At 39.7% G+C, this 24,531-nt stretch carries 31 protein-coding genes, 1 tRNA gene and 1 other RNA gene; 32 read left to right on the forward strand and 1 reads right to left on the reverse strand.

The window, feature by feature from the left end:
- Together GY065_RS04415 and GY065_RS04420 are read left to right on the forward strand one after the other, a co-directional pair.
- Entirely contained in the window at positions 1–342 is a 342-nt protein-coding gene (locus GY065_RS04415; RefSeq protein ID WP_100116491.1) for a hypothetical protein, read from the forward strand.
- A 54-nt stretch (positions 343–396) separates the two neighbouring features.
- A complete protein-coding gene (locus GY065_RS04420; RefSeq protein ID WP_100116492.1) occupies positions 397–828 on the forward strand; it encodes a M15 family metallopeptidase in 432 nt (143 codons plus the stop codon).
- A 519-nt stretch (positions 829–1,347) separates the two neighbouring features.
- Here GY065_RS04420 and ssrA read toward each other — a convergent pair.
- Positions 1,348–1,708, reverse strand: a transfer-messenger RNA (tmRNA) gene (ssrA, locus tag GY065_RS04425).
- A 427-nt stretch (positions 1,709–2,135) separates the two neighbouring features.
- On the opposite strand from ssrA, the gene GY065_RS04430 reads away from it, so the two are divergent.
- From GY065_RS04430 to GY065_RS04575, 30 genes are all read left to right on the forward strand, one after another.
- Positions 2,136–2,408, forward strand: a complete 273-nt coding sequence (locus GY065_RS04430; RefSeq protein ID WP_174833221.1) for a BPSL0067 family protein — start codon at positions 2,136–2,138, stop codon at positions 2,406–2,408.
- Positions 2,395–2,751 (forward strand): STY0301 family protein, encoded by a 357-nt coding sequence (locus GY065_RS04435; protein ID WP_174833222.1) that lies wholly within the window; start codon positions 2,395–2,397, stop codon positions 2,749–2,751. Before GY065_RS04430 ends, GY065_RS04435 begins: the two co-directional genes overlap by 14 nt.
- Positions 2,752–2,789: 38 nt before the next feature.
- Positions 2,790–3,167, forward strand: a complete 378-nt coding sequence (locus tag GY065_RS04440) for an STY0301 family protein (RefSeq protein ID WP_174833223.1) — start codon at positions 2,790–2,792, stop codon at positions 3,165–3,167.
- Positions 3,168–3,205: 38 nt separating this feature from the next.
- Positions 3,206–3,580 (forward strand): STY0301 family protein, encoded by a 375-nt coding sequence (locus GY065_RS04445; protein ID WP_174833224.1) that lies wholly within the window; start codon positions 3,206–3,208, stop codon positions 3,578–3,580.
- Positions 3,581–3,787: 207 nt separating this feature from the next.
- Complete coding sequence (locus GY065_RS04450; RefSeq protein ID WP_174833225.1) at positions 3,788–4,141, forward strand: STY0301 family protein; 354 nt, start codon at positions 3,788–3,790, stop codon at positions 4,139–4,141.
- 384 nt (positions 4,142–4,525) lie between these two features.
- The gene (locus tag GY065_RS04455) at positions 4,526–5,023 is read left to right on the forward strand and encodes a DUF1841 family protein (RefSeq protein ID WP_174833226.1); all 498 of its coding nucleotides are present in this window, start codon (positions 4,526–4,528) and stop codon (positions 5,021–5,023) included.
- Positions 5,024–5,134: 111 nt separating this feature from the next.
- A complete protein-coding gene (locus tag GY065_RS04460) occupies positions 5,135–5,590 on the forward strand; it encodes a DUF441 domain-containing protein (RefSeq protein WP_174833227.1) in 456 nt (151 codons plus the stop codon).
- 68 nt (positions 5,591–5,658) lie between these two features.
- Positions 5,659–5,749 (forward strand) — tRNA-Ser (locus GY065_RS04465).
- A gap of 262 nt (positions 5,750–6,011) precedes the next feature.
- On the forward strand, positions 6,012–6,518 hold the full coding sequence (locus GY065_RS04470) for a Gp37 family protein (RefSeq protein WP_174833228.1): 507 nt from the start codon (positions 6,012–6,014) through the stop codon (positions 6,516–6,518).
- A gap of 8 nt (positions 6,519–6,526) precedes the next feature.
- Positions 6,527–7,930 carry a phage tail sheath subtilisin-like domain-containing protein gene (locus GY065_RS04475; RefSeq protein WP_025330544.1) on the forward strand — a complete coding sequence of 468 codons (1,404 nt, stop codon included), beginning with the start codon at positions 6,527–6,529 and terminating at the stop codon, positions 7,928–7,930.
- Between the two features lie 9 nt (positions 7,931–7,939).
- A complete protein-coding gene (locus tag GY065_RS04480) occupies positions 7,940–8,455 on the forward strand; it encodes a phage major tail tube protein (RefSeq protein WP_025330545.1) in 516 nt (171 codons plus the stop codon).
- 121 nt (positions 8,456–8,576) lie between these two features.
- Positions 8,577–8,861: a phage tail assembly protein gene (locus GY065_RS04485; RefSeq protein ID WP_025330546.1), complete on the forward strand. Its 285-nt coding sequence runs from the start codon at positions 8,577–8,579 to the stop codon at positions 8,859–8,861.
- Positions 8,862–8,895: 34 nt separating this feature from the next.
- Positions 8,896–9,009: a GpE family phage tail protein gene (locus GY065_RS13550; protein WP_371731932.1), complete on the forward strand. Its 114-nt coding sequence runs from the start codon at positions 8,896–8,898 to the stop codon at positions 9,007–9,009.
- A 165-nt stretch (positions 9,010–9,174) separates the two neighbouring features.
- Complete coding sequence (locus GY065_RS04495) at positions 9,175–11,700, forward strand: phage tail tape measure protein (protein WP_174833230.1); 2,526 nt, start codon at positions 9,175–9,177, stop codon at positions 11,698–11,700.
- Positions 11,700–12,596, forward strand: a complete 897-nt coding sequence (locus GY065_RS04500; RefSeq protein ID WP_174833231.1) for a phage tail protein — start codon at positions 11,700–11,702, stop codon at positions 12,594–12,596. Before GY065_RS04495 ends, GY065_RS04500 begins: the two co-directional genes overlap by 1 nt.
- A gap of 2 nt (positions 12,597–12,598) precedes the next feature.
- Complete coding sequence (locus GY065_RS04505) at positions 12,599–12,820, forward strand: tail protein X (RefSeq protein ID WP_025330549.1); 222 nt, start codon at positions 12,599–12,601, stop codon at positions 12,818–12,820.
- A complete protein-coding gene (locus GY065_RS04510) occupies positions 12,808–13,905 on the forward strand; it encodes a phage late control D family protein (RefSeq protein WP_174833232.1) in 1,098 nt (365 codons plus the stop codon). The genes GY065_RS04505 and GY065_RS04510 overlap by 13 nt, the downstream gene beginning before the upstream one ends.
- The gene (locus tag GY065_RS04515) at positions 13,889–14,518 is read left to right on the forward strand and encodes a phage baseplate assembly protein V (protein ID WP_174833233.1); all 630 of its coding nucleotides are present in this window, start codon (positions 13,889–13,891) and stop codon (positions 14,516–14,518) included. Before GY065_RS04510 ends, GY065_RS04515 begins: the two co-directional genes overlap by 17 nt.
- Before the next feature lie 82 nt (positions 14,519–14,600).
- Complete coding sequence (locus GY065_RS04520) at positions 14,601–14,972, forward strand: GPW/gp25 family protein (protein ID WP_174833234.1); 372 nt, start codon at positions 14,601–14,603, stop codon at positions 14,970–14,972.
- On the forward strand, positions 14,969–16,114 hold the full coding sequence (locus tag GY065_RS04525) for a baseplate J/gp47 family protein (protein WP_174833235.1): 1,146 nt from the start codon (positions 14,969–14,971) through the stop codon (positions 16,112–16,114). The genes GY065_RS04520 and GY065_RS04525 overlap by 4 nt, the downstream gene beginning before the upstream one ends.
- Positions 16,107–16,685: a phage tail protein gene (locus GY065_RS04530; protein ID WP_174833236.1), complete on the forward strand. Its 579-nt coding sequence runs from the start codon at positions 16,107–16,109 to the stop codon at positions 16,683–16,685. Before GY065_RS04525 ends, GY065_RS04530 begins: the two co-directional genes overlap by 8 nt.
- The gene (locus GY065_RS13220; RefSeq protein WP_180214766.1) at positions 16,685–17,665 is read left to right on the forward strand and encodes a phage tail protein; all 981 of its coding nucleotides are present in this window, start codon (positions 16,685–16,687) and stop codon (positions 17,663–17,665) included. Before GY065_RS04530 ends, GY065_RS13220 begins: the two co-directional genes overlap by 1 nt.
- 9 nt (positions 17,666–17,674) lie before the next feature.
- Positions 17,675–18,319, forward strand: coding sequence for a hypothetical protein (locus GY065_RS04540; RefSeq protein WP_174833237.1), 645 nt, complete (start codon positions 17,675–17,677; stop codon positions 18,317–18,319).
- 287 nt (positions 18,320–18,606) lie between these two features.
- Complete coding sequence (locus GY065_RS04545; RefSeq protein WP_174833238.1) at positions 18,607–19,206, forward strand: phage protein Gp37; 600 nt, start codon at positions 18,607–18,609, stop codon at positions 19,204–19,206.
- A 28-nt stretch (positions 19,207–19,234) separates the two neighbouring features.
- Complete coding sequence (locus GY065_RS04550) at positions 19,235–19,414, forward strand: DUF2635 domain-containing protein (protein ID WP_037475417.1); 180 nt, start codon at positions 19,235–19,237, stop codon at positions 19,412–19,414.
- On the forward strand, positions 19,414–20,844 hold the full coding sequence (locus GY065_RS04555; protein WP_174833284.1) for a phage tail sheath subtilisin-like domain-containing protein: 1,431 nt from the start codon (positions 19,414–19,416) through the stop codon (positions 20,842–20,844). Before GY065_RS04550 ends, GY065_RS04555 begins: the two co-directional genes overlap by 1 nt.
- A gap of 59 nt (positions 20,845–20,903) precedes the next feature.
- Entirely contained in the window at positions 20,904–21,290 is a 387-nt protein-coding gene (locus GY065_RS04560) for a hypothetical protein (RefSeq protein ID WP_037475410.1), read from the forward strand.
- Positions 21,290–21,667, forward strand: coding sequence for a hypothetical protein (locus GY065_RS04565; protein WP_037475408.1), 378 nt, complete (start codon positions 21,290–21,292; stop codon positions 21,665–21,667). The genes GY065_RS04560 and GY065_RS04565 overlap by 1 nt, the downstream gene beginning before the upstream one ends.
- A gap of 44 nt (positions 21,668–21,711) precedes the next feature.
- Positions 21,712–21,894 carry a hypothetical protein gene (locus GY065_RS04570; protein ID WP_232346098.1) on the forward strand — a complete coding sequence of 61 codons (183 nt, stop codon included), beginning with the start codon at positions 21,712–21,714 and terminating at the stop codon, positions 21,892–21,894.
- Positions 21,895–22,011: 117 nt separating this feature from the next.
- Complete coding sequence (locus tag GY065_RS04575; protein ID WP_174833239.1) at positions 22,012–24,531, forward strand: hypothetical protein; 2,520 nt, start codon at positions 22,012–22,014, stop codon at positions 24,529–24,531.

Consider the following 24,531-nt stretch of genomic DNA (forward strand, 5'->3'; position numbering starts at 1 on the left):
ATGGATTTAGTGAAAGATGCTTTTTCGATCTGTATTTTATTTGCGCTGACAGGCGGGCTGGCTGGTTCTTTACTGGTTACCGATTACAAACGCTATGGCTGGTTTATGACAATTTTATTTGTCTTGCTGGGAATGATCTTTGCTGCGGCAATAACTGATTATTTTTTCCCGCAGAAACATCCATGGCTTTTTGCCGGAGTTGGTGTATTTGCAGGTATGTCTACTACAGCATTTCTTGATGCATTTAAAGCTGCAGCACCAAAACTGGCACAGCGCATAATTGATATTGTTAGCAAAAAAGCTGAAAAATTTGTTGGTAGTGATGAATCAACAAAAAAATAAAAATAAATTTAATATCACAAGCAGCCTTTGGGCTGCTTTTTTTGGAATAATAAAATGTATAAATTGAGTAATCGATCATTACAGCGTTTGTATGGAGTAGATCCCGATTTAGTCAGGGTAGTAAAACGGGCGATTGAATTGACCAGTCAGGATTTTATGATAACTGAAGGTCGAAGAACTCGTGAACAATGCTGTATCAATTACGGTAAGGGTCGTACAATTCAGCAGTGCAGTCAGAAAGGAGTACCGGCGAAATACGCACAGCCAAATTTGAGTAAAGTAACTTGGCTGAATGATCCGTTTGCAAGCAAACATTGTACTGGAAAGGCAATTGATCTGGTTCCTTACCCGGTTGACTGGAATGATTTGAAAAAATTCCACACAATTGCGGTTGCCATGAAGCAGGCTGCTTTTGAGCTGAGGGTAAAAATTAAGTGGGGCGGAGACTGGAGTAGCAGTAAGGATTACCCTCATTTTGAAATTTAATAATCAAAGACTACTATATAAAGATAAAAAATATCATTTTTATCGCTACAATTTATCTGAATAATTTATAATTTCTTAATAAATAGCTAATTATAAATGTTGATTATAGTAGTCTCTTATAAAATTATAAATGTGTAATAACCTAGTAATGGTTAGCTTATTTGGAGACTGATTTTATAGATATTTATCATAGCTTACCTAAAATTAGAATTTTGTTTTTTCAGAGACATAAATATGATTTGTTTATGAGTTATTATTAATAGATGTTTAAAATATCAATTAATTAAATTATAAATAAAATCTTATAGTTAAAATTTAATTGTTGATTATTGTATAAAAGGTGATTATAATAATAAGTAATTGATAGGTATGCTTCACCTTAAACAGCTGATGATAATAAAAGTTCCCTCTTGGGAGCTTTTTGCGTTTTCAGCAAAGAGAATACTTAAAAAACTGTTTAAATCAGCATTATTATGCTTTTATAAATTAAAAATATAGTGAAATATTGAATTTAATTGGTGGTGGAGGCGGGGGGAATCGAACCCCCGTCCGAAAGTCCTCTACAGAGCGATCTACATACTTAGTCTTGCCAACTTCGAATCTTATTCACAAACCGCCGACAGACAGGCTGTTTGTAAACCAGTTGCCATAAATCTTATTTAATGTCAGGCAACACGACATTAAACCAGCCAATGTGAATGTCGTTGCGGTGAGTTGCCTCACACGGCCCATTGGCGAACCGCTGCAACGTTTAGCCTTAAGCGGCTAAAGCGTAAGTTTCGTCGTTTGCGACTATATAAATTCAGTGTTTAACGGGAATCTGAGACCCCGGTATGCACGCATCTGCTTTGCAACCCCCGTCGAAACCAAGGTCGCCCCCAGATGGTTTTGTTATTATACTTTTTTTTGGTGATTTTGCATAGTTATCTATACTATCGGCTCTTTTCCCAGGAAAATAATCTTCACTTCCAAAAAAAATGATAAATTATATTGATAATTTTTATTATTTAATAAAACAACAATCTAAGAAACGTTTATTCTGTGTTATTTTTATAAGTTTAAGATTTAATATTTAAATATTATAAAGATAACAATTTATTGCAATAAAATTAAGTCTCTAATAAAATAGTTGAAATACTATGTAAATTAATAAAAATTAAGAAAATATAATTAAAGGATTATATATGCTTTATGTTGCGGATCTGAAAAAAGTTGAGAAGATTGTTTTGAAAATGATAAATTAAAAAAATCCTAAGCTTAAGAAGCTTGGTATTTGGGTTGGAGAATCACGTGAATGTGTTGCTGTAGTGAAATATTTTACAAGAGCAGGGCAGACTACTAACTGGAAAAAAGGCGCCAGAGTTAAAGAAAACATTAGTATTAAATCTGGTACTGCTATAGCAACATTTAATAGTAACGGTAAATATTATGGTTATGCTGCAATTTACGTTAGTCAAACAGCTATTGCTATTACCGTTTACGATCAATGGAATGATACACCTTTACACACTCGCCAGATCAAATTTAAGGGACATGGCTATGTTTCTAATGACGGGGATCAATTTTATGTTATTGAATAAACAAAAAAATGCGATATTATTTTCAATCTATTTTCTTGGTCTAATTTCGTTTAATTGCTATGCCCAGACTCCTGTTGTGAGTTGTCCGTCATCTTTTTCTGACGCACATGGTGTTCATAAGCTTGATGATGTTTATGCATATGATGGTCCAGTATGTATGAAGGTATCATTAGTACCTGAGTATAAAAAAAACAAACAAGTATGGGATTTAGATGCATTAAGGGATCCTTCGTTAGTTTGTACGTATGAAAATACTGAACATTACGTTGTTATTAATGCGAAGGGGGCAGCTTATTGTGAAAAAACAAATGCACCAGTAGAAGTAAAATGTATGCCTAGATAATTTTTATAAATCATCAAAGAAGTCTTTAAGATTTACTTATGATTAGCATGAATTTTATACTATTGAATACTCGAAAATTGCCTCAGTATTTTTTGGCTTTATTTTTTAATATTGTATCAATTTATTGTCTAGCCCAGACTCCTGTTGTGAGTTGCCCGTCAACATTTTCTGACGGGCATGGTGTTCATAAGCTTGATGATGTTTATGCATATGATGGTCCAGTATGTATGGATGTATCATTAGTATCTGAGTATAAAAAAAATAAAGAAGTATGGGATTTAGATACATTAAGGGAACCTTCATTAGTTTGTACGTATGAGAATACCCGTCATTACGTTGTTATTAATGCGAAGGAAGCAGCTTATTGTGAAAAAACAAATGCACCAGTAGTAGAAGTAAAATGTATGCCTAAATAATTTTTATAAATCATCAAAGAAGTCTTAAAGATTTACTTATGATTAGCATGAATTTTATACTATTGAATATTCGAAAATTGCCTCAGTATTTATTGGCTTTATTTTTTAATATTGTATCAATTAATTGTCTGGCCCAGACTTCTGTTGTGAGTTGTCCGGCGACATTTTCTGACGGGCATAATGTTTACCGGTTTAAGAATGCCAGGGTATTCGATGGACCAGTTGAATTAAATGCTGAGCTAAAGCCAGAATTTAAAAAAGATAAACAATATTGGAAAGTGTTTGGAACGAAGTATGACCCTTTTTTAATCTGCACATACGCCAAAGCTAATCATTATATTGTTTTTGATGTAAAGGGCGCGAGCTTTTGCGAAGTTACCAATAAACCTTTACAGGCAAGATGTATGCCTTAATCATTTAATATAATCCTGATTAGTTTACCGGATAGAAATAACTTAGCTGCATCTTTTTTGATTTGGAATATAACCAATCATGGCAGATTATTTAAACCAAAAAGGAGTATCGATTCTATGAATAATGAAATAGTAGATTATGAAAGTGGTGCGATTTTGAGTTTGAAAAATTAATGTTTGTACTCAAAATGAAAGATATTAATTTATATGTTATCAAATAGTAAAGAAATATTGGCATTATTTATTAGTCTGTTACTTGGCGTAGTATCAATTAATTGCTATGCTCAGACTCCTATTGTGAGTTGTCCACCAACATTTTCTGACGGACATGGTATTCATAAACTTACTGAAGTCATGGTATATGATGGTCCAGTATGTATGAAAGCATCATTAGTACCTGAGTATAAAAAAAACAAAGAAGTATGGGTTCTGGATACATTAATGGATCCATCAGTAGTTTGTGCGTATGAGAAAATCCCTCATTACATTGTTCTTAATGCGAAGGGGGCAGCTTACTGTGAAAGAACAACGGCACCAGTACAGGTAAAATGTATGCCATAGCACATTTAGTGCAAACAGTTAACTCATATCGTAAGTTATTTGCCAGCTTTTTATGAATTTACGGTACTGGCAATCTGATAATGCCAATTGATAGGATGAGTCTGGCTTATAAGAAAATAAAAAATCTATGATTTGTTTATTATTTCAGCTACGGTAAAGCTAGCAGTAATTACTGTATACATCAGCTAATTTTTCTTTATTTTGATTGATATACAATTTAATGAATAGTTATTGATTTCCGATTATTAATCCATTTTGAAAATATGAGCTGTTACAGAAATAAGGATTATTAAGAAGAAACTGGTTGCGATAGAAGTAATAAATTATCAGTAATAAGGTCATTGTTTTATAATTTGCATTATTTTGCCTGCAATGAGTGCTGTTATGTATGATGTCAATACTAATGATGTACGTCATTTTTTTGCGGATGTATGGCGTAAACGTCAGCAGCCGCAGTTGCTGGATGCACTGCAACAAAAAGCGTTAAGAATTATTGCTGCACACTCTGAATATGCACCTTATCTGGAAAATATCGAGCAGTATTTAACCCGGGTATGGCGTCCTGAAGAAGGTGAAACTAATCCATTTCTGCATTTATCTTTACATTTGTCTGTACAGGAGCAGGTAGCGATAGATCAGCCTTTCGGGATTGCTACTATTCATCAGCGTTTGTGTCAGCAATATGCAGGCGACTGGGTGAAAGCGGAACACGATATGATAGAAGTTCTGGCTGAAACTTTATGGCAGGCGCAACGTTATGGTCAGGGGCTGGATGTTAATGATTATATGACAGGTTTACGCAGTCTGGTCGGATTGGGGCAGGAAGATGAGGCTCGTTTAAACCCTCATGAAGTAGGAAAAATTTCTGATATACAAGCATGAATTGCTCAGGCTTTGATTATGGTTTATTGTTTTGTACATTTATATCTGTCACTCATGTTGTTGCAATGGGATTGATACGGGTATTTATTTTCAATAATCTTAAATCAGGGGATGAATATGTCTTTCTGGGCAAGTAATGCAAATGCTTTGCTGCTATTATTGTTTGTGGCTTTGGGTATTATCGGGCATAACCCTTCTGTAACCATTTCTGCACTGGTTATTTTGCTGGTGCAGCAAACGCCTTTGCTTAAATATGCACCTGTACTGGAAAAATACGGTGTGCAACTGGGTATTATGTTACTTATGATAGGGGTACTGGCTCCTTTAATTACTGGTAAGGTTCAGCCTGCACAAATTGCAGCTCTGGTAACCAGTTGGAAAACCATGGCTGCAGTAGTGGTAGGTATAGTGGTGGCATGGTTGGGCGGACGCGGTGTTCATCTGATGCAGGTTAATCCGACCATTGTCACTGGTTTAATGATTGGCACCATTATTGGTGTGGCTTTTTTGCGCGGAGTACCGGTCGGACCTCTGATTGCAGCAGGATTGTTATCACTGATTTTATAGTAGCTGGATTGCGAAGTTCTTGCCAGAAAGATACGCTCTCGTTATAATGCGCGCAATTCCATTCTCACGGAGAGGTGGATGAGTGGTTGAAGTCGCACGCCTGGAAAGCGTGTATACGTGAATAGCGTATCGAGGGTTCGAATCCCTTCCTCTCCGCCAAATTATGATTAAAAGCTGCGAATGCAGCTTTTTTTATAGCTGTTATTTAAAATGCTTTTGTCATTTTAATGTTTATACTTTTTTGTATATTCATATTCTGAATGTCATCTTTGTTAAAGATGACAATTTGATTTTGTAAATATTTTATTGATTTTTTGCTGGCAGGTTTAAGCTGTAAACTGTTTAGTCGCAATATTTATTTCCCTCACAATTTTGATTGTGAGGTTTTTTTGTGCCTGCCGGAATGTATGGAGAGTACTGGATGAATTTAACCCGTTCTGTTTTAAATGATGTGCAGACACATCTTCAGCAAGCATTGCCGAAATATTCAGTACAACTGATGCCTAATAGTTTAAAGAATTATCAGTTTGTTCATTCGCTGGGTACGGTCTTAATCGGTTATCAGCGCAGTAAATTTAAAAAGCCGCGCAGTACGGATCTGATTGTACAGGAGAGGCATTTGCAATTGCGTTTTACTGTTTTTGCACGTGCTATGGATGGTGAAAACGGTGTTCTGGATTTACTCGATTCTTTACGTCTGGCATTAGTGGGATTCCAGCCTGAACATTGCCAGCAAATCCGATTGTTGAGTGAGCGCTTTCTAGGTGAGGCCGACGGAGTCTGGCAATACCAGTTACGCGCTCGCACCGAGACACTTCAGGTGGAGCAGCGTCCGGTGATTAATCAGCAAAATTTGGTCAAGTCTATACCAACTCGTGGTGAGATTAAGGCCAGAGCTATTTCACATTCTGTAATTTCGAAGGAGTAAAAATCATCATGGCAGCAGCCTATTTGCATGGTGTTGAAACAATTCGTATTGATGGTGGCAGCAGCCCTGTCTATACCGTAGACGGGGCAATTACTGCAATTGTCGGTACCGGTATGTCTGGTCCGGTTAATGAGTTAACTGTATGTCAGACTGTTAAAGATTTCAGTCAGTTCGGTTTGCTGACTGGTGCAGGTTTCACTTTACCTGATGCGGCCAATATCTGGACTCGTTATCAGTCTGGTGTTGCCTATGTGGTGAATGTGCTGGATCCAGATAAACATAAAACGGTCGTTGATTCTGAGTTACTGGTTATTGACGGTGATACGCTGACTGCGAAAACAGCACATCCGGCTGTACAGGCAGGTTATACAGTTCTGGCTGGTAATCAGACATTATCAGAGGGTACTGACTATGCTTTGAATAATGAAACAGGTGAGCTGACTTTTGTTCAAATGCGTTCAGATGTCTCTATTAGTTATACTTATCTTGATCCAAGTAAAGTAACTTCAAAGGATATTATCGGCGGTTACGAGGCAGCTACCGGTAAACGCAAAGGGATGGAACTGCTTACGGAAGGTTTTACCCGGCTGGGAGCAGATGCAAAAATTATTATTGTGCCTCAGTTTGATGCGGAAGCGACAGTGGCGGCAGCTATGGTTACTCTGGCTGATAAGCTTGAAGCTATTGCCTATATTGCTGCGCCGAAAGGAACAACGCTTACTCAGGCTGTTCAGGGGCGCGGTTCGCTCGGTAATATTAATTTCCAGACGTCTTCGGATCGGGCGCAATTATTTTATCCCTATGTTACCGGTACCAGTGGTGAGCTGGAAAGTCTGGCTACTCATGCAGCGGGTTTACGGATGCGAACTGATGTTGAACAGGGTTATTGGTTCAGTATTTCCAATCGTGAACTGTCCGGTGTAACGGGTATGGAGGTTTCGCTGACTGCACGTATTGATGATCCGCAGGCAGAAACCAATCGTCTGAATGAAAAGGGTATTACGACGGTATTTAACAGTTATGGTACTGGTTTCCGCTTATGGGGTAACCGTCTGGCCTGTTTCCCGACAGTAACACATATTAAAAACTTTGAAACTGCACAGCGTACTGGTGATTTGATTAATGAATCAATTCGCCGTGCTCAGTTACAGTATATTGATTTGCCGATTGATGATGCGCTGATTGACAGCCTTCTGGGTACGGTGCGCACTTATCTGGGTACGCTGAAGAGTATTGTTGGTTTTAGTGTCAGCCTGGATTATGACTATGATCTGGCTGATGCTTTCAGTAAAGGGCAGGTACCAATTAAGTATGACTATACGCCTAAACTGCCTGCAGAACGTATCACTAATACCAGTGTGATGACCCGTACTTATCTGGCTAATTTGATTAGTAACCAGTCTGCCGCTTAGGAAACAGTTATGACAGAATTTAATGCAATTTATAATGCCAATGTTTATGTTAATGGTAATAGTCAGTTAGGCCGTGCCAGTCAGTTTAAATTACCGGATATTTCTGTTGGTCAGACAGAAACTAAAGGTCTGGGTCTAGTGGGCTCAGTAAAACTGCCTAGCGGGATTGAGGCACTGGAAGGGGAAATCACCTGGAATAGCTTCTATCCGGATGTGTTTACAAAAGTATATAACCCTTTCAAAGCTTGTCAGCTAATGGTTCGGGCTAATGTGCAGGCATTTAATGCTTCCGGACTTGCAGCTGAGGTTCCGATGGTTGTGACGGTAATGGCAACTTTCAGCAAAAATCCGTTGGGAACTTATAAACCGAAAGAAAAAGCTGAATTCGCCAGCACTTTTCAGGCTACAGAAATTCATCAGACAGTAGCTGGTCGTGAAGTGTTGTATTACAACGCATTTACCAATCAGTACCGGGTAAATGGTGTGGATATGCTGGCGCAGATGCGTGCAAATATTGGTATGTAATTTTTATTTGTATTGATGTATTTGAATGCTCACTCTGATTACCGGAGTGAGCTTTTTTATGGTTGAAGTATTTTTATATGCTGAATTGATTCAGTAATTATTGATTAGTCGAGGAATAAATATGGCACAAACTGAAGCGCAAAATCTGCAAGAACAATTGGGTACAGGCAAAGTAATTAAACTGGCGGAACCACTGCAAACACCAAGTGGTGCGATAACGGAGCTGACATTGCGCCGGGTACGGGTTAAAGATTTTAAACGTGCTGCAGAACAGTATCCTGATAATGCAGTATTACAGGAAGCTCAGTGTCTGGCTATGGCATCTGGTCTGCAAAGTGAAGATTTTGATGAGTTGTCATGGGAGGATTACACGCAGGTGCGTCAGTTTTGTCTGGGTACTCACTGATTGGGATAGTTTTTATCAGGCAGCTGCGGATTTAGTGTGGTGGTTTGGTTTTTCTCCGGCAGATATTGATGAAATGTCTCTGGAGGAAATTTTGCAATGGCAGCAACAGGCTAACCGGCAGATTAAAGCCAAATACAGCAAACTATAACTGGTTGCTGTCTGAAGTAACTGTGCTGTTAACTTGTTGTAAGCTTATAAGCGTGGTTATGAAGTGATAATAAGTTGACAGTCACAGTAATCGAAACAACAAATAATATAAATAAGTAGATTCCAATACAGTTAGGTAATTGGAGAAAAATATATTGGTGCCGTTATGGATAATGGATTCGTTTCTGATTTTGGTGAGGTGCACCGTTCTGTAAAGGCTTTTGGCTTTGCTATCAGTACAGCGACCCGGCATGTTGAGGAGATGGGAAAAGCTTTACAAGGTTTACATGGACAAATTCGCTCTATTGATAGTTTTTCAGCAGCGACGGCTAAAGCGGGTAATGCTCAGGATAAATTAACTCAGGCAATTGAAAGACAAAATAAGGTTCTGGAGCAGCGCACTAAAATCGGTAGTGAATTAAGCAAAACTAAGAGCACGCTGCAAGCTTTGATGAAACCAGCTGAAAAGTCTGTAAAAATTTATATGGAGCGCGAAACATCTGAAACCGGGCTGAAGCAGGCTATGATGCAAAATGATGGCAGATTAGGCGGATTTGATCAGATTAATGCCCGAACAGCACAGCTAAGCCTTGAGCAGCGGGGAAATAAAAATGATTTTACCAGTCTTGCCACTAATATGAAGATGGCTAATATGTCTGATGATTCGCTACTGCAGGGAGGTATGAAGTCAATAGCCAGTTTTAATGCATTATTCGGTAAAAAAATTGAGGATATTTCTGTTGCCAAAGGGCTGATGCAGACTTATAAGCTGAAAGATACTGAATTATCAGCCGGTCTGGACGCTGTACAGAAAATGGCTTATTCGACCGGAATGAGTTTGGAAGATATAGAAAAATTTCAAAGTGCAATGGCCTCTCCTTTGCAAAGGCTTCATCTGACCGGTTTACAGAACCAGCAAAAAATATATGCTTTAGAAGGTATGGCAATACAAGGCGGTATTAGTAAAGCTGTGGCCGCAGATGGGATGGAAGAATTTCTGAATAAGCTGGCGCAGGGACCTAAAGCTATGCATCTGGCTACGTCAGCTATGAATGCGGAAATGCGTCAGATGATGCAGAAATCCGGTGTAAAGTTTGATTTATTTAATAAAGACGGTTCACTTAAAGACATGCGTGTGGTTATTGGTGAGCTGGAAACGAATTTTAAAGCTGTTAAAACTAAGTATGGTGAACGCGCTGCACTGAATATGATGGATGCTGTGTTTGGCGGGAAGGGCGGACAAGTTGCTTCAGCCGCGGCTAAAGGTGGTCATACCGGTTATCAGGCCATGCAAACTAAAATAAATCAGCAGCCTTCTCTTGATCAGCGAGCAGAACTGCAGACAAATACGCTGGCTGTCAGTATGGAAAATCTGCAAGATTCGGTTGCTGAAGTCGGGAATGCTTTTGGTGCTATTCTGGCACCGGAGATTAATACTTTCGCTCAGGTGGCTAAAGATGTGCTGCTTAATACTGTATTGCCTTTTATTCAGAAACATCCAACGCTGATTAAATCTGTAATGGCTTTTGGTATTGGAATGGCAGGCTTACGGATGGTATTACTGACTGTTCGTTATGCGATTACTATGGTTACCGGTCCGCTGGCTGTTCTGCGTACTATTTTTGCCCGTTTTCAGGTGGCACGTGAGCTTAAGCAAAGTGGTTCTGTATTTAAGCGTCTTCGAACTGCAATTTCCTCAGTAGGAAAATCTGCAGGTTCATTGCGTCAGAAACTGATGTCTTTTGGCAGTAAGCTGTCCGGCATTGGAAAAAAGTTTACTGTTTTTAGTAAAGGTCGTGCTGCATTAGGTTTATTGAAAAAAGCATTTGGTGCAATTGGTCGTGCAGCAATGGCTCCCATCAAAAAAATTGTGCAGTCTTTTGGTCTGATTTCTAAGGCGGTGAAACCTCTGTTTTCGGTTTTTTCGAATTTGGGGAAGGGGTTTAGTGTTTTAGGTAAAGGCAGGTTTGTACTTAATTTGCTGCGTCAGGGAATTATGGCAGTAGGCCGGGCTTTCTTGATGTCACCGATAGGCTGGGTTGCGCTGGCCATTGGTATGGCCGCCTTATTGATTTATAAATATTGGCAGCCAATCAAGAAATTCTTTATTGGTTTATGGGATACGGTTAAGACCAAATTTGAAGCCGGTATGAATTTTTTCAGAGAATTACCTGCTAAATTCAGTGAATTCGGGCGCAATATTATTGATAGTCTGGTCCGAAGCTTTACTGAAGGTATCAGTAAAGCTGTTAATGCTGTAGGTGAGTTTGCCAGTAAAATTATTAATAAGGCTAAATCAGTATTGGGTATTAACTCCCCCAGCCGGGTATTTAAAAGTATCGGCAGCTCGCTAATGGAGGGAATGCATCTGGGAGTTGATCTCGGGGCGGATAAACCTGTTTCGGCGATAGGTCAGGTAGCTGAGCGTTTACAGCAGAAATTTAAAGCCGGTTCCGGAAAGCTGACTGCACAGTTAAATGAAAAAATGCAGCTAAATGCAGCAGAGTTTGCACAGAACCGTTATCCGGCCGGACATGATTCAAGTGCTGTAACCATTAATTTTAATCCAACAATTCAGGTTAATGGTAATGCTGACCGTTCAGTCATTCAGCAGGCGCTTGCACTGAGCCAGCGTGAATTTGAACAGATGTACCGGCGCATGATGCAGGCAAAAGAGTTGAGGAGTTACTGATGTATGCAATGCTAGGGGATATTCGCTTTGAACTGCTGGATAGTTTCACCAGTTATGAAGAAACGCACAGTGCTGTTTTTGCCAAACATGATGTACTGGCCGGGCGACCGCGGCTGCAGGCTACCGGTAATGATTTGACTACGATACGTTTTGGTATGCTGCTGCATTGGAAACTGGCTAATCCGGATAATGCCTATAATGCGCTGATTAGTGCTAAAGAAGCGCAGCAGGCGCTGGCACTGGTGTTCGGTTCCGGGCGGTTTGCGGGCTGGTTTGTGATACAGCAATTAAGCAGTACAACTTTAATCCAGGATGCTAAAGGGCGTACGGCGGCGCGCGAAATTAGTGTTGAATTGCTTGAATTTGTTGGTGATCCGAATAATCCGTTACCAACACCGGGAATCATGACCGGACAGAATCCGCTGCTTGCTCTTTTACCGGAGTCGGTTAAAGGCGCGGTTAATAAAGTTTCCGCAGCGGTTCAGACTGGTGTGCGTATTTATCATTCTGTTGAACAGAATATTACTGATATTCAGAACCTGATTACGCGCGCGCGTACTGTTCAGCATAATACTGCGGGCTGGATGGGGTTGATTGCAGATGTATTGTCTATAGGTGGTCAGACTCTGGATAAACTGAATACTTTACCTGAGAATGGTGAATGGTTCGGAAATCTGGCCGGAGCAGCAGATTTTCTGTCTTACACAGGTCAGGCAGCCTGTCAGCTGCAAACATGTATTAATTTAATACAAACCGGTTACGATAGCGGAGAGTGGGGCGACTGGCTGAATACCAGTGAACAAGTGTTAGCAACGGTACAAGACAGTATTGGTAATGCAACTGCAGGTACCCAGTCATTGACGGCGTGGCTGGCGGCAAGAAAAGATGAGGTCTGATTATGGTTGATTCAGTCTTGCAATATCAGACCAGTGAAGGGGATCGCTGGGATTTGATTGCACATAAATACTATGGTGATGCCACGATGATTGACAGGCTGATTGCGGCCAACCCGCATTTAGCGCTGGCTGAACAGTTTACGGCAAATCTGACTGTACTGATTCCGGTTATCCGGTCTGATACTCATGCTGCTCAGGAGGATATGCCACCATGGATGCGTTAAATATGCTAAAAGGATTATCCGGCTTAAGCAAAACACATCCGGTTACTATGCCGGATTTTATTATCGGATATGAAAAAAAAGACATTACATTAGCAATTAAGCCTTATCTTATCAGCATTAGTTATACGGATTATCTGGGTGAGCAATCAGATGAGCTGTCTGTGTCGTTTGAAGATACAGATGGCAGATGGTTGCGTAACTGGTATCCTGAGCAGGGTGATTTGCTGTCGTTTTCAATAGGTGATCAGTTTACCGGTCTGGTGAATCTTGGTAATTTTGAGATTGCGGATATCGATTATGCATTTAAACCAAATGTGATTACTCTGAAAGCGCTTTCTACGGGAATTACTTCGGCCAGCCGGACTTTACAGCCTAAGGCGTATGAAAAAACCACTCTGGAAAAAATTGTACAGACAGTAGCCGCACGATTACAACTGGTGGTTAAAAATCCGATTGCCAAGCTGGAAATTGAACGTATCACACAGTATCAGGAAAGTGATGTTGAATTTCTGGCGCGACTAGCAAAACAGTTTGGCTATACTTTTAAAATTGTTGATAAGACTCTGGCTTTTATTGCCAATACGGAATTAACTGCACAGGAACCGGTACTGGTGTTGCTGCCAGAAGATATTGAGTCAGCCAGTTTTCGCGATCAGATCAAAGGCGTTCCTAATGAAGTGGTTGCTTCAGGCTACGACCCTAAGGCTAAACAAGTACGTACGGTTAAGCGTAAAGGACAGCCGTTACGCCCGCAAAGTAAACAGGGTGCAAGCGGTGACCAGCTGAAAATTGTGGCTAATAAAGGGGAATCACAGCAGCAATTAGCTGCACGTGCAGATGCTGCATTGGCCGATGCACGCAAGTGTCAGGTAACCGGCAGTCTGGGTCTTTTTGGTAATGTCAAGCTGGTAGCTGGTCAGATTATTCGTCTGAGCGGTTATGGCAAAATGTCGGGAAATTACCAGATTAAGCAGGCAAGCCATAATTTGGGCCGCAGTTCAGGTTATGTAACGTCTCTGGAAATAAATATGATTGAATATATTGCTGATAACGCAGATGGTGATAAACATGCAGAAACTGTATGAATTCGGTGCGACTTTACAGTTTGGTATTGTTGAATCCATAGATGCCGGACGGCATATGCTTAAAGTCAGTTTACCGGCATTAGAAAATATTCAGACTGACTGGCTGCCAATGCTGACTGCTGCTGCAGGCGGAAACAGTTTTTATTCACTGCCTGACAGTGGGGAGCTAGTCGCCTGTATTCTGGATGCACGGGGAGAAAATGGTGTGGTTTTGGGAGCCTTATACAATCAGGCTGATAGCACACCGGTAAATAATAATAATGTCTGGATGAAAAAATTCAGTAATGGTACGGTGATCAGCCATAATCGCAATAGTGGTGAAGTATGTGTTCAGACTGGCGGAGCAGTAATTGTAGAAGCAGATAAAGTACTGGTTAAAGCAGGTGATATTACTCTTGATGCACCTACTACTACTGCTACCGGCAGCTTACTGGTACAGGGGCAACTGACCTATCAGGGCGGAATGGCCGGTTCCGGCGGTGGTGGTACGGCAGCCTCAATAACCGGCACAATTAAAGTTGAAGGCGGAGATGTATTAGCCGATGGTAAAAGTCTTAAGAGTCATACTCATCCTGATCTGACTTCAGGTGGAAATACGGGCAAACCAAACTGATAATCTGCGAAACGCTCTGCTAATTCTTATTTTTTATATCCCTGTTCATTCTGACAGGGATTTTTATTTTTGGAAAACCGCTATGACCATAACACCGCGTACCCGCCACTGGCAGCTAGCGCCACTGGATAGTGGCTGCGATATTGTTACCGGTATTGATGATATTAATCAATGTATTTTGAATATTTTAATAACCCGTAAAGGGACAGATGTAACCCGGCCGACTTTTGGTTCAGACCATATGGACTATCTGGATACACCAGAAGATGTCTTTATTCCGGGTGTAACCCGTGAAGTGATTCTCGCTATTCAAACCTGGGAAAAGCGTGTGGTAGTGGAGCAGGTCTCTTTTAGTGGTCACGCACCTGAACTGACGATAACTGTTCATTGGCGAATCGCAGAAGAGGTAGCCGGTGAAATTTATCAAACAAATATTGGGTTGGTACAAAAATGACAGATTTAACTAAGCTTTCACGAACAGATGTAAAAATAGTTGAGGACGATCTGGCAACGATTCTGGCCGATACCATAAATGATTATCAGAATCGTACGGGCAAAACACTACAGCCGGCGCATATTGAACGCTTACTGATTAATACTTACGCCTATCGTGAGGCATTAACCCGTCAACAGATAAATGAAGCCTACAGGCAGCAGCATGTTCGTTTTGCTACCGGCCTGATGCTGGATTTATGTGGTGATGATGTTAATACTCCGCGATTACAGGCTCAGCCGGCACAAACAACACTTCGCTTTCAGGCTATACTAAAAGGTAAAGAGCAGATTGTGATCCCGAAAGAAACCAGAGTTACAGTGGACTCGCTGATATTTACTACTACAGCAGCAGGTATGCTTACTGCAACCACTCCCAGCATTGAGCTCAATGCTGTCTGTCAGGCAACGGGAATCATAGGAAATGGCTGGTCACCAGGCCAGATAAACACTTTAGCTGATCATTTAACCGATATTGCTGAAATTAAGGTCAGTAATGTCACGACATCAAGTGGTGGAGTAGATGTTGAAAGCGATGATGCATATCGGGTACGTATTCTGCTTGCTCCTGAATCGTTTTCAGTTGCAGGACCTGTAGGAGCCTATGAATATTTTGCCAGACAAGTTAGTCAGGACATCATTGATGTTTTTGTAAGCAATGATACTGATAAACAAGGTAAACCCTTGGGGGGTGTTGTTGCAGTTAATTTGCTTACAAAAACCGGTTTGCCCTCAACAGAACTTGTTAATCAGGTTCAGACAGCTTTGTCTGATGAGCGGGTACGCCCACTATGTGATCAAGTGATTGTACGGGCCCCAAAAACGTTTACTTATCAGGTAAATGCAATATTAACTTTGTATATAGGTACTGACGCACGAGCTGTACTTGCAGCAGCCCGAGCTGCTTGGCAGCAATATCAGATTAGTCAGGAGCAACGACTCGGAGTAGATGTAGTTCCGTTAGTTATACAGTCATTATTAAAAGTTGATGGTGTTTATAACGTTGCCACACCGGATTTAGTGCTGACTAAGGTTGCTGCTGATACATGGGCACACTGTACTGATCTGACCCTGAGCATAGCTGAGGAGGCAATGGATGGCTAAGCTGACCTATGCTGCAGTAATTGAGCGTGATCAGCGTATGCGGGCACTGGCTGCTCTGGGATTACGTCTGGATATGGTGTCTACCCCACAGCTTATGCCCCGGCTAGTAGAACTGGTATTGGCGGATCATCTTGAACTTCTGGCTGAAAGCCATTGTATTCTCGGAGTAAACGGATACTGGCTGGCCGAAAGCGATCAGGCTAAAAGGCAATTGATTAAAGGTGCATACGAGCTTCACCGTAACAAGGGAACACCCTGGTCGTTACGGGAGATTGTCCGCCGCCTTGGCTTTGGTGAAATAACGATTATTGAAGGGCTCAATCACCAGAGGCACAACGGTAATATTCAGCGCGATGGTATCTATGTACACGGACATAATAGTTACTGGGCGCATTACCGTATTTTACTGAATCACCCAATTACCAATCAACAGGCAGCTTTATTACGTCAAACTCTGGCTGCTTTTGCTCCGGCACGCTGTGTGCTTTCCAGTCTCGATTATACTGCTGTACCACTACAGCATAACGGAAAGGCACAGCGGGATGGCTCATTTAACAAAGGAACTGCTTAATGGCAAATTTAAAAGAATCTTCGTTCTGGGAAGAAGGTATTTATCAATGGGAAACATCCGATCCGGTATTGGGTGGTGAAAATGGTATCGATAATGTACCGACACGACAGTTAGCCAATCGAACCAAATGGCTCAAAGACAATAAACTGGATAAATCAGCTACCGCTGCCAGCGCAGATTTGGCTAAAAAAGCACAGGTAGCTGATAAACTTAGCAAAGCCAGAAATGTAGGTGGGGTCGCATTTGATGGTTCAGCGGATATTGATTTACCTGGAGTAAATAAGCCCGGAAATCAGAATACTTCCGGAAATGCGGCTACTGCCTCGTATGCAGCTCAGATAGCAGCCAGAAAAATTGGTGGCGTTATATTTAATGCCAAAACAGATATAGATTTACCGGGTGTCAATATCAAGGGTAATCAGGATACATCGGGAAATGCTGCTACAGCTACCAGACTGCAAACAATATGCACAATAAATGGTGTGTCATTTGATGGTAGTGCAGATATCAATGCTACCCCAGCAGGAGCCATACAGTTTTTTGCCATGGAAACTGCACCTGTTGGCTGGTTAAAAGCTAATGGTGCAGAAATATCTCGTACACTCTATGCAAATTTGTTTGCCGCAATTGGTACTAAGTTTGGTGCAGGAGATGAAAAAACAACATTTAATTTACCAGATTTGCGGGGTGAATTTCTACGGGGTTGGGATGATGGTCGTGCCATTGATAATGGGCGAATATTGGGTAGCTGGCAAATAGGTACACCTATTAGTCATGATGATACTTATGGAATAGAAAGTTTTACTCCTACAAATATGTGTAGAGATGTACGGGAATATGGTGATAATTGGAATTTTGATTATTGGCCAGAAGGATTTTACACAGCACCCTATGGTGATGTAATGAAAACATATTGGAATGGTTTTTTTACTATGACACGACCACGAAACATTGCTTTATTGGCTTGCATTAAAATTTGAGGATTAAAAATGAATACAATTATATCTATCACGATTCCTGTTTGCCAATTAGATGAGAGTAACTGCTTTGTTGGGATGACTATTGCAGACTTAGACCCTCTGGCAAATAATGGCCATTATTTGATTCCCCGATTGTGTATTCAGACTGAACAGCCGGAATTCAAACCTGGATATGTTGCTCAATGGACGGGTAAAAAATGGAAGTATATTGAAGATCATCGCGGAGAAACCGTTTATAGTAAAAAAACTGGAGAGGTGGTGGTAATCAATGAATTGGGTGTATTGCCAGCTACTGTAACAACAATACCTTGCCCTGATAAGTATCATCAATGGTCTGATAAAACAAATAACTGGATAGAAAAAGCGGATGCTGAACAGTTACGCTTACAGGATAAGCGCAATAATGCCGGTTCATTATCTCGTACACAAATGCTTTCTCAACTGGAAATTAGTCTCGGTAAAGATAAGGAATCATTAATTGAAATTGCAGGAGCTACCTTATCTCAAATTGAATTGATTAAAACACGTAATTATATTTGTGAAACTTCACAATTTAGATTAGATAGCGAATTGTGGTGGAATTTTCTTATTGATATCTTGCAAATCAAACCAGGTGACATATTTAAAATATGGGAAGAAGCTAAAAATATTTAATATAAAATATACCTGTATCAATAGTTAAAAAATAATGTTTAATTAATTAAATTTTAAATTTAAATTATTAATAAAAATATATTACTGTTATGCGGATCTATAAATTCTTTTTATATAAATTGATTTAATATTTATAAATAAAATAATTAAATTCTAAAGAATCAAAGATTATTTAAACAATTTTAATTTATTATTTATGAGTATAAATTAATAAAAATAAATAGTCTTTTAGATAGAAAGTTTCATAATAAAAATTGTATGTAAGGAAAGGAGTAAATAAATTTGTTGTGCTAAAAAAAATTCAAAATAAAATCATTAAACGTCTGGAGCAGGGACTAGGTTCAATGGTATTTGAAATTAGTCCGTATCCGGGTCCGATAGATAATAAAGAGGCTATAGTCGGATTAAAAAAAGCACCTGCTATTTTATTAACCTTCAATCAGGCACTGGTAAAAGTAAAAGATTCAGGGCGGCAACGTTATGAACTGATTGCCGGGTTCTATATAGTATGTGTATGTAATCGTGTTAAAGATACCACATCCCAGCTCTCTGTTGATATTAATGATTTGGTTTATTCGGTATTACGCCTCTTAGCAGGTCAAAGATTGAATGAAGAGTTAAATAGTTTGGGTTTACAGCCAAAAACGATACGTCCGGTTTTTATTAGTCCTCTTGATAGTAAAATTAAAAATCTGGATATTGTTGCTATCGAATTTGAAGCTGTCTGTGATATTTATGGGATTGATAGTGATGGCTATCCTGAATACACAACTGATAAAAATAATCCTGACTATTTATTCAGTCTCTTCAAAGGGCAAACTTCTGAACCGCCATCACAATTTAATTCTTTAATATTAAATATAAAAAATAAAAATATACCAAGCTGATTCATAACAAGCTTATATGAAAGAACAGATGAAAGTTAAAGCAGCAGACGGTTTACGCGTACCTAAGGAAAATCGTGTTAATTCTTACATTACAAATCAACCAGTTGAAGTACCAGAAAGTCTATATTACCGTCGATTGGTAAATGATGGAGACCTGATAATGGTAACGGAAAACTTAAAAGAAAATGAAATAGGAGTAAATGAATGATTGATAATATTCAGTTTGATACTGTGCGTAACGACATTCGTGTACCAGGCCGGTATATTGAATTTAATACTCGTACTGCAGTAAGAGGGCTACCGGCTAATCCACAAAAAATGCTACTGATCGCACCTATGTTGTTAACAGGTAAACAGCCGCCATTAACCCCGGTACAATTATTTAGTGATGTAGATGCAGCCACTTTATTTGGTGAGGGTTCCTGGGCTCATCATTGTGTTAAACAGGCATTTACCAATAATCCATATCTGGATTTGACTGTTATTGGTATTAATGATGCTGAACAAAGTATAGCAGCGACAGCAAGTGTAAAAATTACCATTTCGAATGCATCAACAAATTCGGGAATTTTTACTGTAAGTATTGGTGGCATTGATTGCCAGTTAGCAGTAGATGGTGGTGACACACCCACATCTATTGCAGAAAAAATGGCTAGAATCATTAATAATGCGGATACGCTTGCTGTTGCGCAAACGGATGGAAATATAATCAAACTTACATCAAGAAATCATGGTTTGATTGGTAATGATATTTCCTTATTAGCTTCGTTTAATGCTGATAGTGCCAGCACAGGTGAAGTATTACTCGATATAAATACTTTTCAAGGTGGTCAGATAAATCCGGATATCAGCCAGGCGCTTGAGCAAGTAGCAGGAAAACATTACCAGATTATTTGTAATGCATTTACAGATAAATCAAATGCTAAAAAATTGTCTGATCATATTGATCTGGTTTCTAATGCAATTGAAAAACGTGGTTGTATTGGGGTTATGGGATGGCGTGATACGCTTAGTACAGGGACTACTTTTGCTAATAGTATTAATAGCGGACGTATTACAATTGCATGGTACAAAAATGCTATTGAAGGTAATGCAATTATAGCAGCTGGTTATGCAGCAGTAATTGCCAGTGAAACTGATCCTGCACGCCCGCTCAATACCCTGGAAGTAAAAGGTCTGAGAGTAACCGCCGATGCTGACTGGCCATTATTTGCTGAGTTTAACAGTGCTTTATATAACGGTTTAACTCCTCTGCAGATAGTCAATAACCGTGTACAGATTATGCGTGCTGTATCCACTTATGTAAAAAATTCTACAGGTACGGATGATCCGGCTTTACTTGATATTACTACAATTCGCACACTTGACTATGTTCGCGATGCAGTTAATCAGCGTATTGCCTTGCGTTTTCCGCGTGAGAAACTCTCGGAAAGAACACCCTTAAGGGTACGTTCAGAAATTCTGGATGTATTGAATCAGTGTGAAAATGCAGAAATTCTGGAAGCTGTTCTGGAAAATAAAGATAAATTGATTGTACAGCGCAATCCGAATGATCCTAATCGTCTGGATGCAGTTATTCCTGCCGATGTAGTTAATGGTCTGCATGTACTGGCAGCCCGAGTGGATCTGTATTTATAAATCAACCAAAAAAGGTGTTAATTTAAAAGTTAACACCTTGTCTATATAAAGGAAAAATTATGGCAAATAAAACTGGTGCCAAATATGCCGGTGCGGTAATTATGGAAGTAAATGGCCGTGAAGTAGAAATTACAAGTTTTAAACCTGAAGTGACTACCGGTCGTAAAGTGGTTAAAACCATGAATAAATCAGGTAAAGTACGTGGTTATGCAGATGGTGTAACAGAATACACCATGAGTGTAAGTGCAGCTATTCCATTGGATGAGAGTGGAATTGACTGGGATAATATTACCAATGCAAAAATTACTATTTATCCGCGTAATGCAGATGAAGCCCGTGTTAGCTACATTGGTTGTACCAGCACAAAATGCTCGGAAGAATACAGTGTCGAAAACGAAGCCCGGCGTGATATTGAAATGTTTGCTTTGGATAAAGTGGTAGAATAATGTTAAAAGAGACTGGAAAACTGGTTTATGGTCTGGAATACAATGGCCAGATGTATTTTGATTATACGGTCAAACCATTGACTTTGGCTGATGAACTTCAAGCATTAGAAGTGATTGAGGAGACCAGTTTGATTAAGGATGCTTCTAATGCAAAAAAGGCAATTCTGACTACACTGGCTTACTGGGCTCAGCAGTTAGAGGTTTCTGGCATTACTGCAGAAAATCTAAGCGTTGAATTTTTGTTACACAATCTTGCATCTGAAGATTATCAGTCAATTTTAACAAGTATGGAAACTTTACGTTCAAAATCGATTGCCGCTGGCCAGTCAGACCCAGCGGCATCAGAGCAAGCAAACAGCAACGTAACTTTGAAGTAGCTCATAAAAATTATCGACAGGCATGTATTTTGCTGGCTAAATCGATGATTACACCAGACATGGTTAGTAAGATGTGTCATGCTGAAGTATCTGTCTGGATTGAAAGTGTTTTGGAAAGTATGGGCATAAAAAATGATGATGATAATGTTATTATTTCCTTACGGCAAAGAAAACCAAAACCATATCAACCAGATAAAAATAATTTAGTAGCTAAACAGTCTGATTGATTTAAAGCCCTGTCTGCGGACAGGGCTTTTTGTATGGTCTTGCTCTGGCTTGTTCATTTGAAAGTCTTTTAAATTATCCAGAACAAATATAATCAACAATTAAGCGAAAGTATTGACATGTCTTCAAATCAGGAGACCTCCATCATAAAAATGACTGAGGAGGTAAAAAAATTAGAGCAGCAAATAAAACGTACTTCTGCAGTTGCAATTCAAGAAGGTGAAAAAGCTGGAAAATCACAAATCAGAATTATTCAGCAAATTCAGCGTGAATATCAGCGGGCCGCAGATATACGATTAAGAAAGGAAGTTCGTTCCGAACAGGAAATACAAAAAGAAATTGGTAAAACTAAAAGAGCATATAAAGATTTCTCAGCTACAGCTAATGCAGCACAAAGGCAAATGCAGAATGCAACTAAGGCTTCTCGCAATAGCATTCGCGAATTAAATAAAGAGTTAGAAAAAAGTTCTAAAATTCAAAAAAATATTGCAGCACAACAAACAAAATCATCTAAACTGGGCGTTGCCAAAACTGTCGGAAGTGAGATTATCCGAGGTGGAAAGTCTGTCTATACGGCTATTAAACCAGCAATAGATGATGAAAAAAAATTACGTTCCAGCGTAATTCAGGCGGCAGAAAAAGCATATGGTACGGATAAAAATAAATCAGCTGACTGGATTAAGACACAGGGTGTAAAAGAAATTCAGTCAATGGTGCAGGGGCTTGTTGCACAGAATGGCGGTACATCACAGGCTGCCCTTGATCTGATTATCAATATGCTGCAGCAGGATATGTCTTTAGATCAGGTTAAGGCAACTATTCCTTATGCACACCGTACTATGGTCGGATCAGCTACCAATGCAGGGGAGTATGATTATGAAAATACGGCCAAGCTATATAAGTCATTTGCCGACTATGGATTGCAAAATAAAGATTATAGCACTATCTCAGATCATATTATTGCTGCCGGCAGTCAGGGTAAATTTACTATTGCCGAATTAAATGCAGAATTGTCGGATTTATTATTTTCAGGAAAAAATGCAGGAATATCAGGTGCCAGAGGAATTGATTATTTAATTTCAACTCTGCAAGCCAGTTCAAAAAAATCTGAATCGAATGAGGATGCCAGTAAAAGTGTTAAGGCTTTTCTGGATGTTCTGACTAATCCGGATCTGCTTAAGAGTCTGAGTAAGGTTAAAGATCCTAATAATCCGGGCAAATATCTTGATTGGAACAAAATCAGAGAGCAAGGTAACAGCCAAGGTTTAAATGATGCCCAGTCCTTGATAAAAATTTGTAGTGATATCCTTGCTCAAGATAAAAATTATCAGAATTTAAAGCTAAAAGCGGATGCCGGCGATATATATGCACAGCAACAGATGGAGGCTCGTCAGAATAAGTTATTGCCGTTCATTCCTTCTGAAGCAAGAGATGCGGTTAATGCAAATCTGAATAATAATCTGATGTTGCCACAGATGAATGCACTTCAAAATGATGCCGGTGGTCTGACAGCAAAACATTTAGCGGTATTGTCAGCAGATCCTGAACGTCAGCAGGAAAAAAACAAAGCTTTGGCAACATTAGGCAGAAGTGATGCTGTTGAACCATTAGTTAATTTTCAAACTAAATTAACCGAATTATCTGCTCAGTTCCCAGACCTTACTCTGGCTATAACCGCTTTAGCAGCTGCTGCCGGCAGTGCTATTACCGCATTGACAGCCCTTGGTTCTTTGTCTGGCAGCAGAGGTGGCGGAGATATTGATTTGCCGGATGATTTTGACGGGGAGAGAAAAAAATCCAATCGAAATAAAGGTAAAAAAACTGCTCCGGGCAGACGTAAACTTCGTTTGCGAAGCAAAGCTATTCCAGTTAAAACAGCAACTAGAGTACTTGGCAGAGCCAACTGGGCGCTTGCTGTAGCTGAGAATGCCTATAATATTTATGCCATTCAAAACGATGATAGTTTAACTCAAGAAGAAAAAAAGAATGCACAAATTAAAAATACCACCAATGCGGCTGGTGGTTTGGCCGGAGCCTGGGCTGGTGCACAGTTAGGTGCAGGTATTGGAACACTTATTCTTCCTGGTGTGGGGTCAGCTATTGGTGGAATACTGGGTGGTCTGATCGGAGGTATTGGTGGTAGTTTTCTGGGCGACAAAGTTGGCGATGCAGTAACTCAGAATAATAAAACTAATGAGTCGGATAACTCTAATGATGTCTTAAATGATAGGCGATCTTTTTCTTTACCATATCAGTATGCATATGGATTGAATAATGGATTGAGTGACAGAGAGTCGATATTTGCCTGCCAAAAAGATCAGATAATATCTACAGCCAATATGACACCAACTGCATCAATGATGCTTGCGTACAGACAGAATATGGCAACATTGCCTCCAATGGAAGGACAGCCGGGAGCAGTACAGCCACCGCTTATGCAACAAAATGTGGAATTTCAGAATGCTGTACAAATGCTGGTACAGGAGCTTGGTATTCGTTTAGATAAAGTAGCTAATATTCTGATGAGTCAACAGCAGATTATTCAGAATAATTTAACAGTAACTCTTGATGGCAGAGTAATAAGTAATGCGGTTTCACGCAATCAGCTGCAAATGTATAATCGTGGAGGTGCACAATAA

Origin of the sequence: Snodgrassella sp. ESL0323, assembly GCF_013346865.1 — a bacterium.
Taxonomy (GTDB): Bacteria; Pseudomonadota; Gammaproteobacteria; order Burkholderiales; family Neisseriaceae; genus Snodgrassella; species Snodgrassella alvi.

What these genes read in the sequence shown, in the direction of transcription:
- GY065_RS04415 (WP_100116491.1), top strand. Translation starts at nt 1, where the DNA reads ATGGATTTAGTGAAAGATGCTTTTTCGATCTGTATTTTATTTGCGCTG.
- GY065_RS04420 (WP_100116492.1), top strand. Translation starts at nt 397, where the DNA reads ATGTATAAATTGAGTAATCGATCATTACAGCGTTTGTATGGAGTAGAT.
- GY065_RS04435 (WP_174833222.1), top strand. Translation starts at nt 2,395, where the DNA reads ATGTTATTGAATAAACAAAAAAATGCGATATTATTTTCAATCTATTTT.
- GY065_RS04440 (WP_174833223.1), top strand. Translation starts at nt 2,790, where the DNA reads ATGATTAGCATGAATTTTATACTATTGAATACTCGAAAATTGCCTCAG.
- GY065_RS04445 (WP_174833224.1), top strand. Translation starts at nt 3,206, where the DNA reads ATGATTAGCATGAATTTTATACTATTGAATATTCGAAAATTGCCTCAG.
- GY065_RS04450 (WP_174833225.1), top strand. Translation starts at nt 3,788, where the DNA reads ATGTTATCAAATAGTAAAGAAATATTGGCATTATTTATTAGTCTGTTA.
- GY065_RS04455 (WP_174833226.1), top strand. Translation starts at nt 4,526, where the DNA reads ATGTATGATGTCAATACTAATGATGTACGTCATTTTTTTGCGGATGTA.
- GY065_RS04460 (WP_174833227.1), top strand. Translation starts at nt 5,135, where the DNA reads ATGAATATGTCTTTCTGGGCAAGTAATGCAAATGCTTTGCTGCTATTA.
- GY065_RS04470 (WP_174833228.1), top strand. Translation starts at nt 6,012, where the DNA reads ATGAATTTAACCCGTTCTGTTTTAAATGATGTGCAGACACATCTTCAG.
- GY065_RS04475 (WP_025330544.1), top strand. Translation starts at nt 6,527, where the DNA reads ATGGCAGCAGCCTATTTGCATGGTGTTGAAACAATTCGTATTGATGGT.
- GY065_RS04480 (WP_025330545.1), top strand. Translation starts at nt 7,940, where the DNA reads ATGACAGAATTTAATGCAATTTATAATGCCAATGTTTATGTTAATGGT.
- GY065_RS04485 (WP_025330546.1), top strand. Translation starts at nt 8,577, where the DNA reads ATGGCACAAACTGAAGCGCAAAATCTGCAAGAACAATTGGGTACAGGC.
- GY065_RS04495 (WP_174833230.1), top strand. Translation starts at nt 9,175, where the DNA reads ATGGATAATGGATTCGTTTCTGATTTTGGTGAGGTGCACCGTTCTGTA.
- GY065_RS04500 (WP_174833231.1), top strand. Translation starts at nt 11,700, where the DNA reads ATGTATGCAATGCTAGGGGATATTCGCTTTGAACTGCTGGATAGTTTC.
- GY065_RS04505 (WP_025330549.1), top strand. Translation starts at nt 12,599, where the DNA reads ATGGTTGATTCAGTCTTGCAATATCAGACCAGTGAAGGGGATCGCTGG.
- GY065_RS04510 (WP_174833232.1), top strand. Translation starts at nt 12,808, where the DNA reads ATGGATGCGTTAAATATGCTAAAAGGATTATCCGGCTTAAGCAAAACA.
- GY065_RS04515 (WP_174833233.1), top strand. Translation starts at nt 13,889, where the DNA reads ATGCAGAAACTGTATGAATTCGGTGCGACTTTACAGTTTGGTATTGTT.
- GY065_RS04520 (WP_174833234.1), top strand. Translation starts at nt 14,601, where the DNA reads ATGACCATAACACCGCGTACCCGCCACTGGCAGCTAGCGCCACTGGAT.
- GY065_RS04525 (WP_174833235.1), top strand. Translation starts at nt 14,969, where the DNA reads ATGACAGATTTAACTAAGCTTTCACGAACAGATGTAAAAATAGTTGAG.
- GY065_RS04530 (WP_174833236.1), top strand. Translation starts at nt 16,107, where the DNA reads ATGGCTAAGCTGACCTATGCTGCAGTAATTGAGCGTGATCAGCGTATG.
- GY065_RS13220 (WP_180214766.1), top strand. Translation starts at nt 16,685, where the DNA reads ATGGCAAATTTAAAAGAATCTTCGTTCTGGGAAGAAGGTATTTATCAA.
- GY065_RS04540 (WP_174833237.1), top strand. Translation starts at nt 17,675, where the DNA reads ATGAATACAATTATATCTATCACGATTCCTGTTTGCCAATTAGATGAG.
- GY065_RS04550 (WP_037475417.1), top strand. Translation starts at nt 19,235, where the DNA reads ATGAAAGTTAAAGCAGCAGACGGTTTACGCGTACCTAAGGAAAATCGT.
- GY065_RS04560 (WP_037475410.1), top strand. Translation starts at nt 20,904, where the DNA reads ATGGCAAATAAAACTGGTGCCAAATATGCCGGTGCGGTAATTATGGAA.
- GY065_RS04565 (WP_037475408.1), top strand. Translation starts at nt 21,290, where the DNA reads ATGTTAAAAGAGACTGGAAAACTGGTTTATGGTCTGGAATACAATGGC.
- GY065_RS04570 (WP_232346098.1), top strand. Translation starts at nt 21,712, where the DNA reads ATGATTACACCAGACATGGTTAGTAAGATGTGTCATGCTGAAGTATCT.
- GY065_RS04575 (WP_174833239.1), top strand. Translation starts at nt 22,012, where the DNA reads ATGTCTTCAAATCAGGAGACCTCCATCATAAAAATGACTGAGGAGGTA.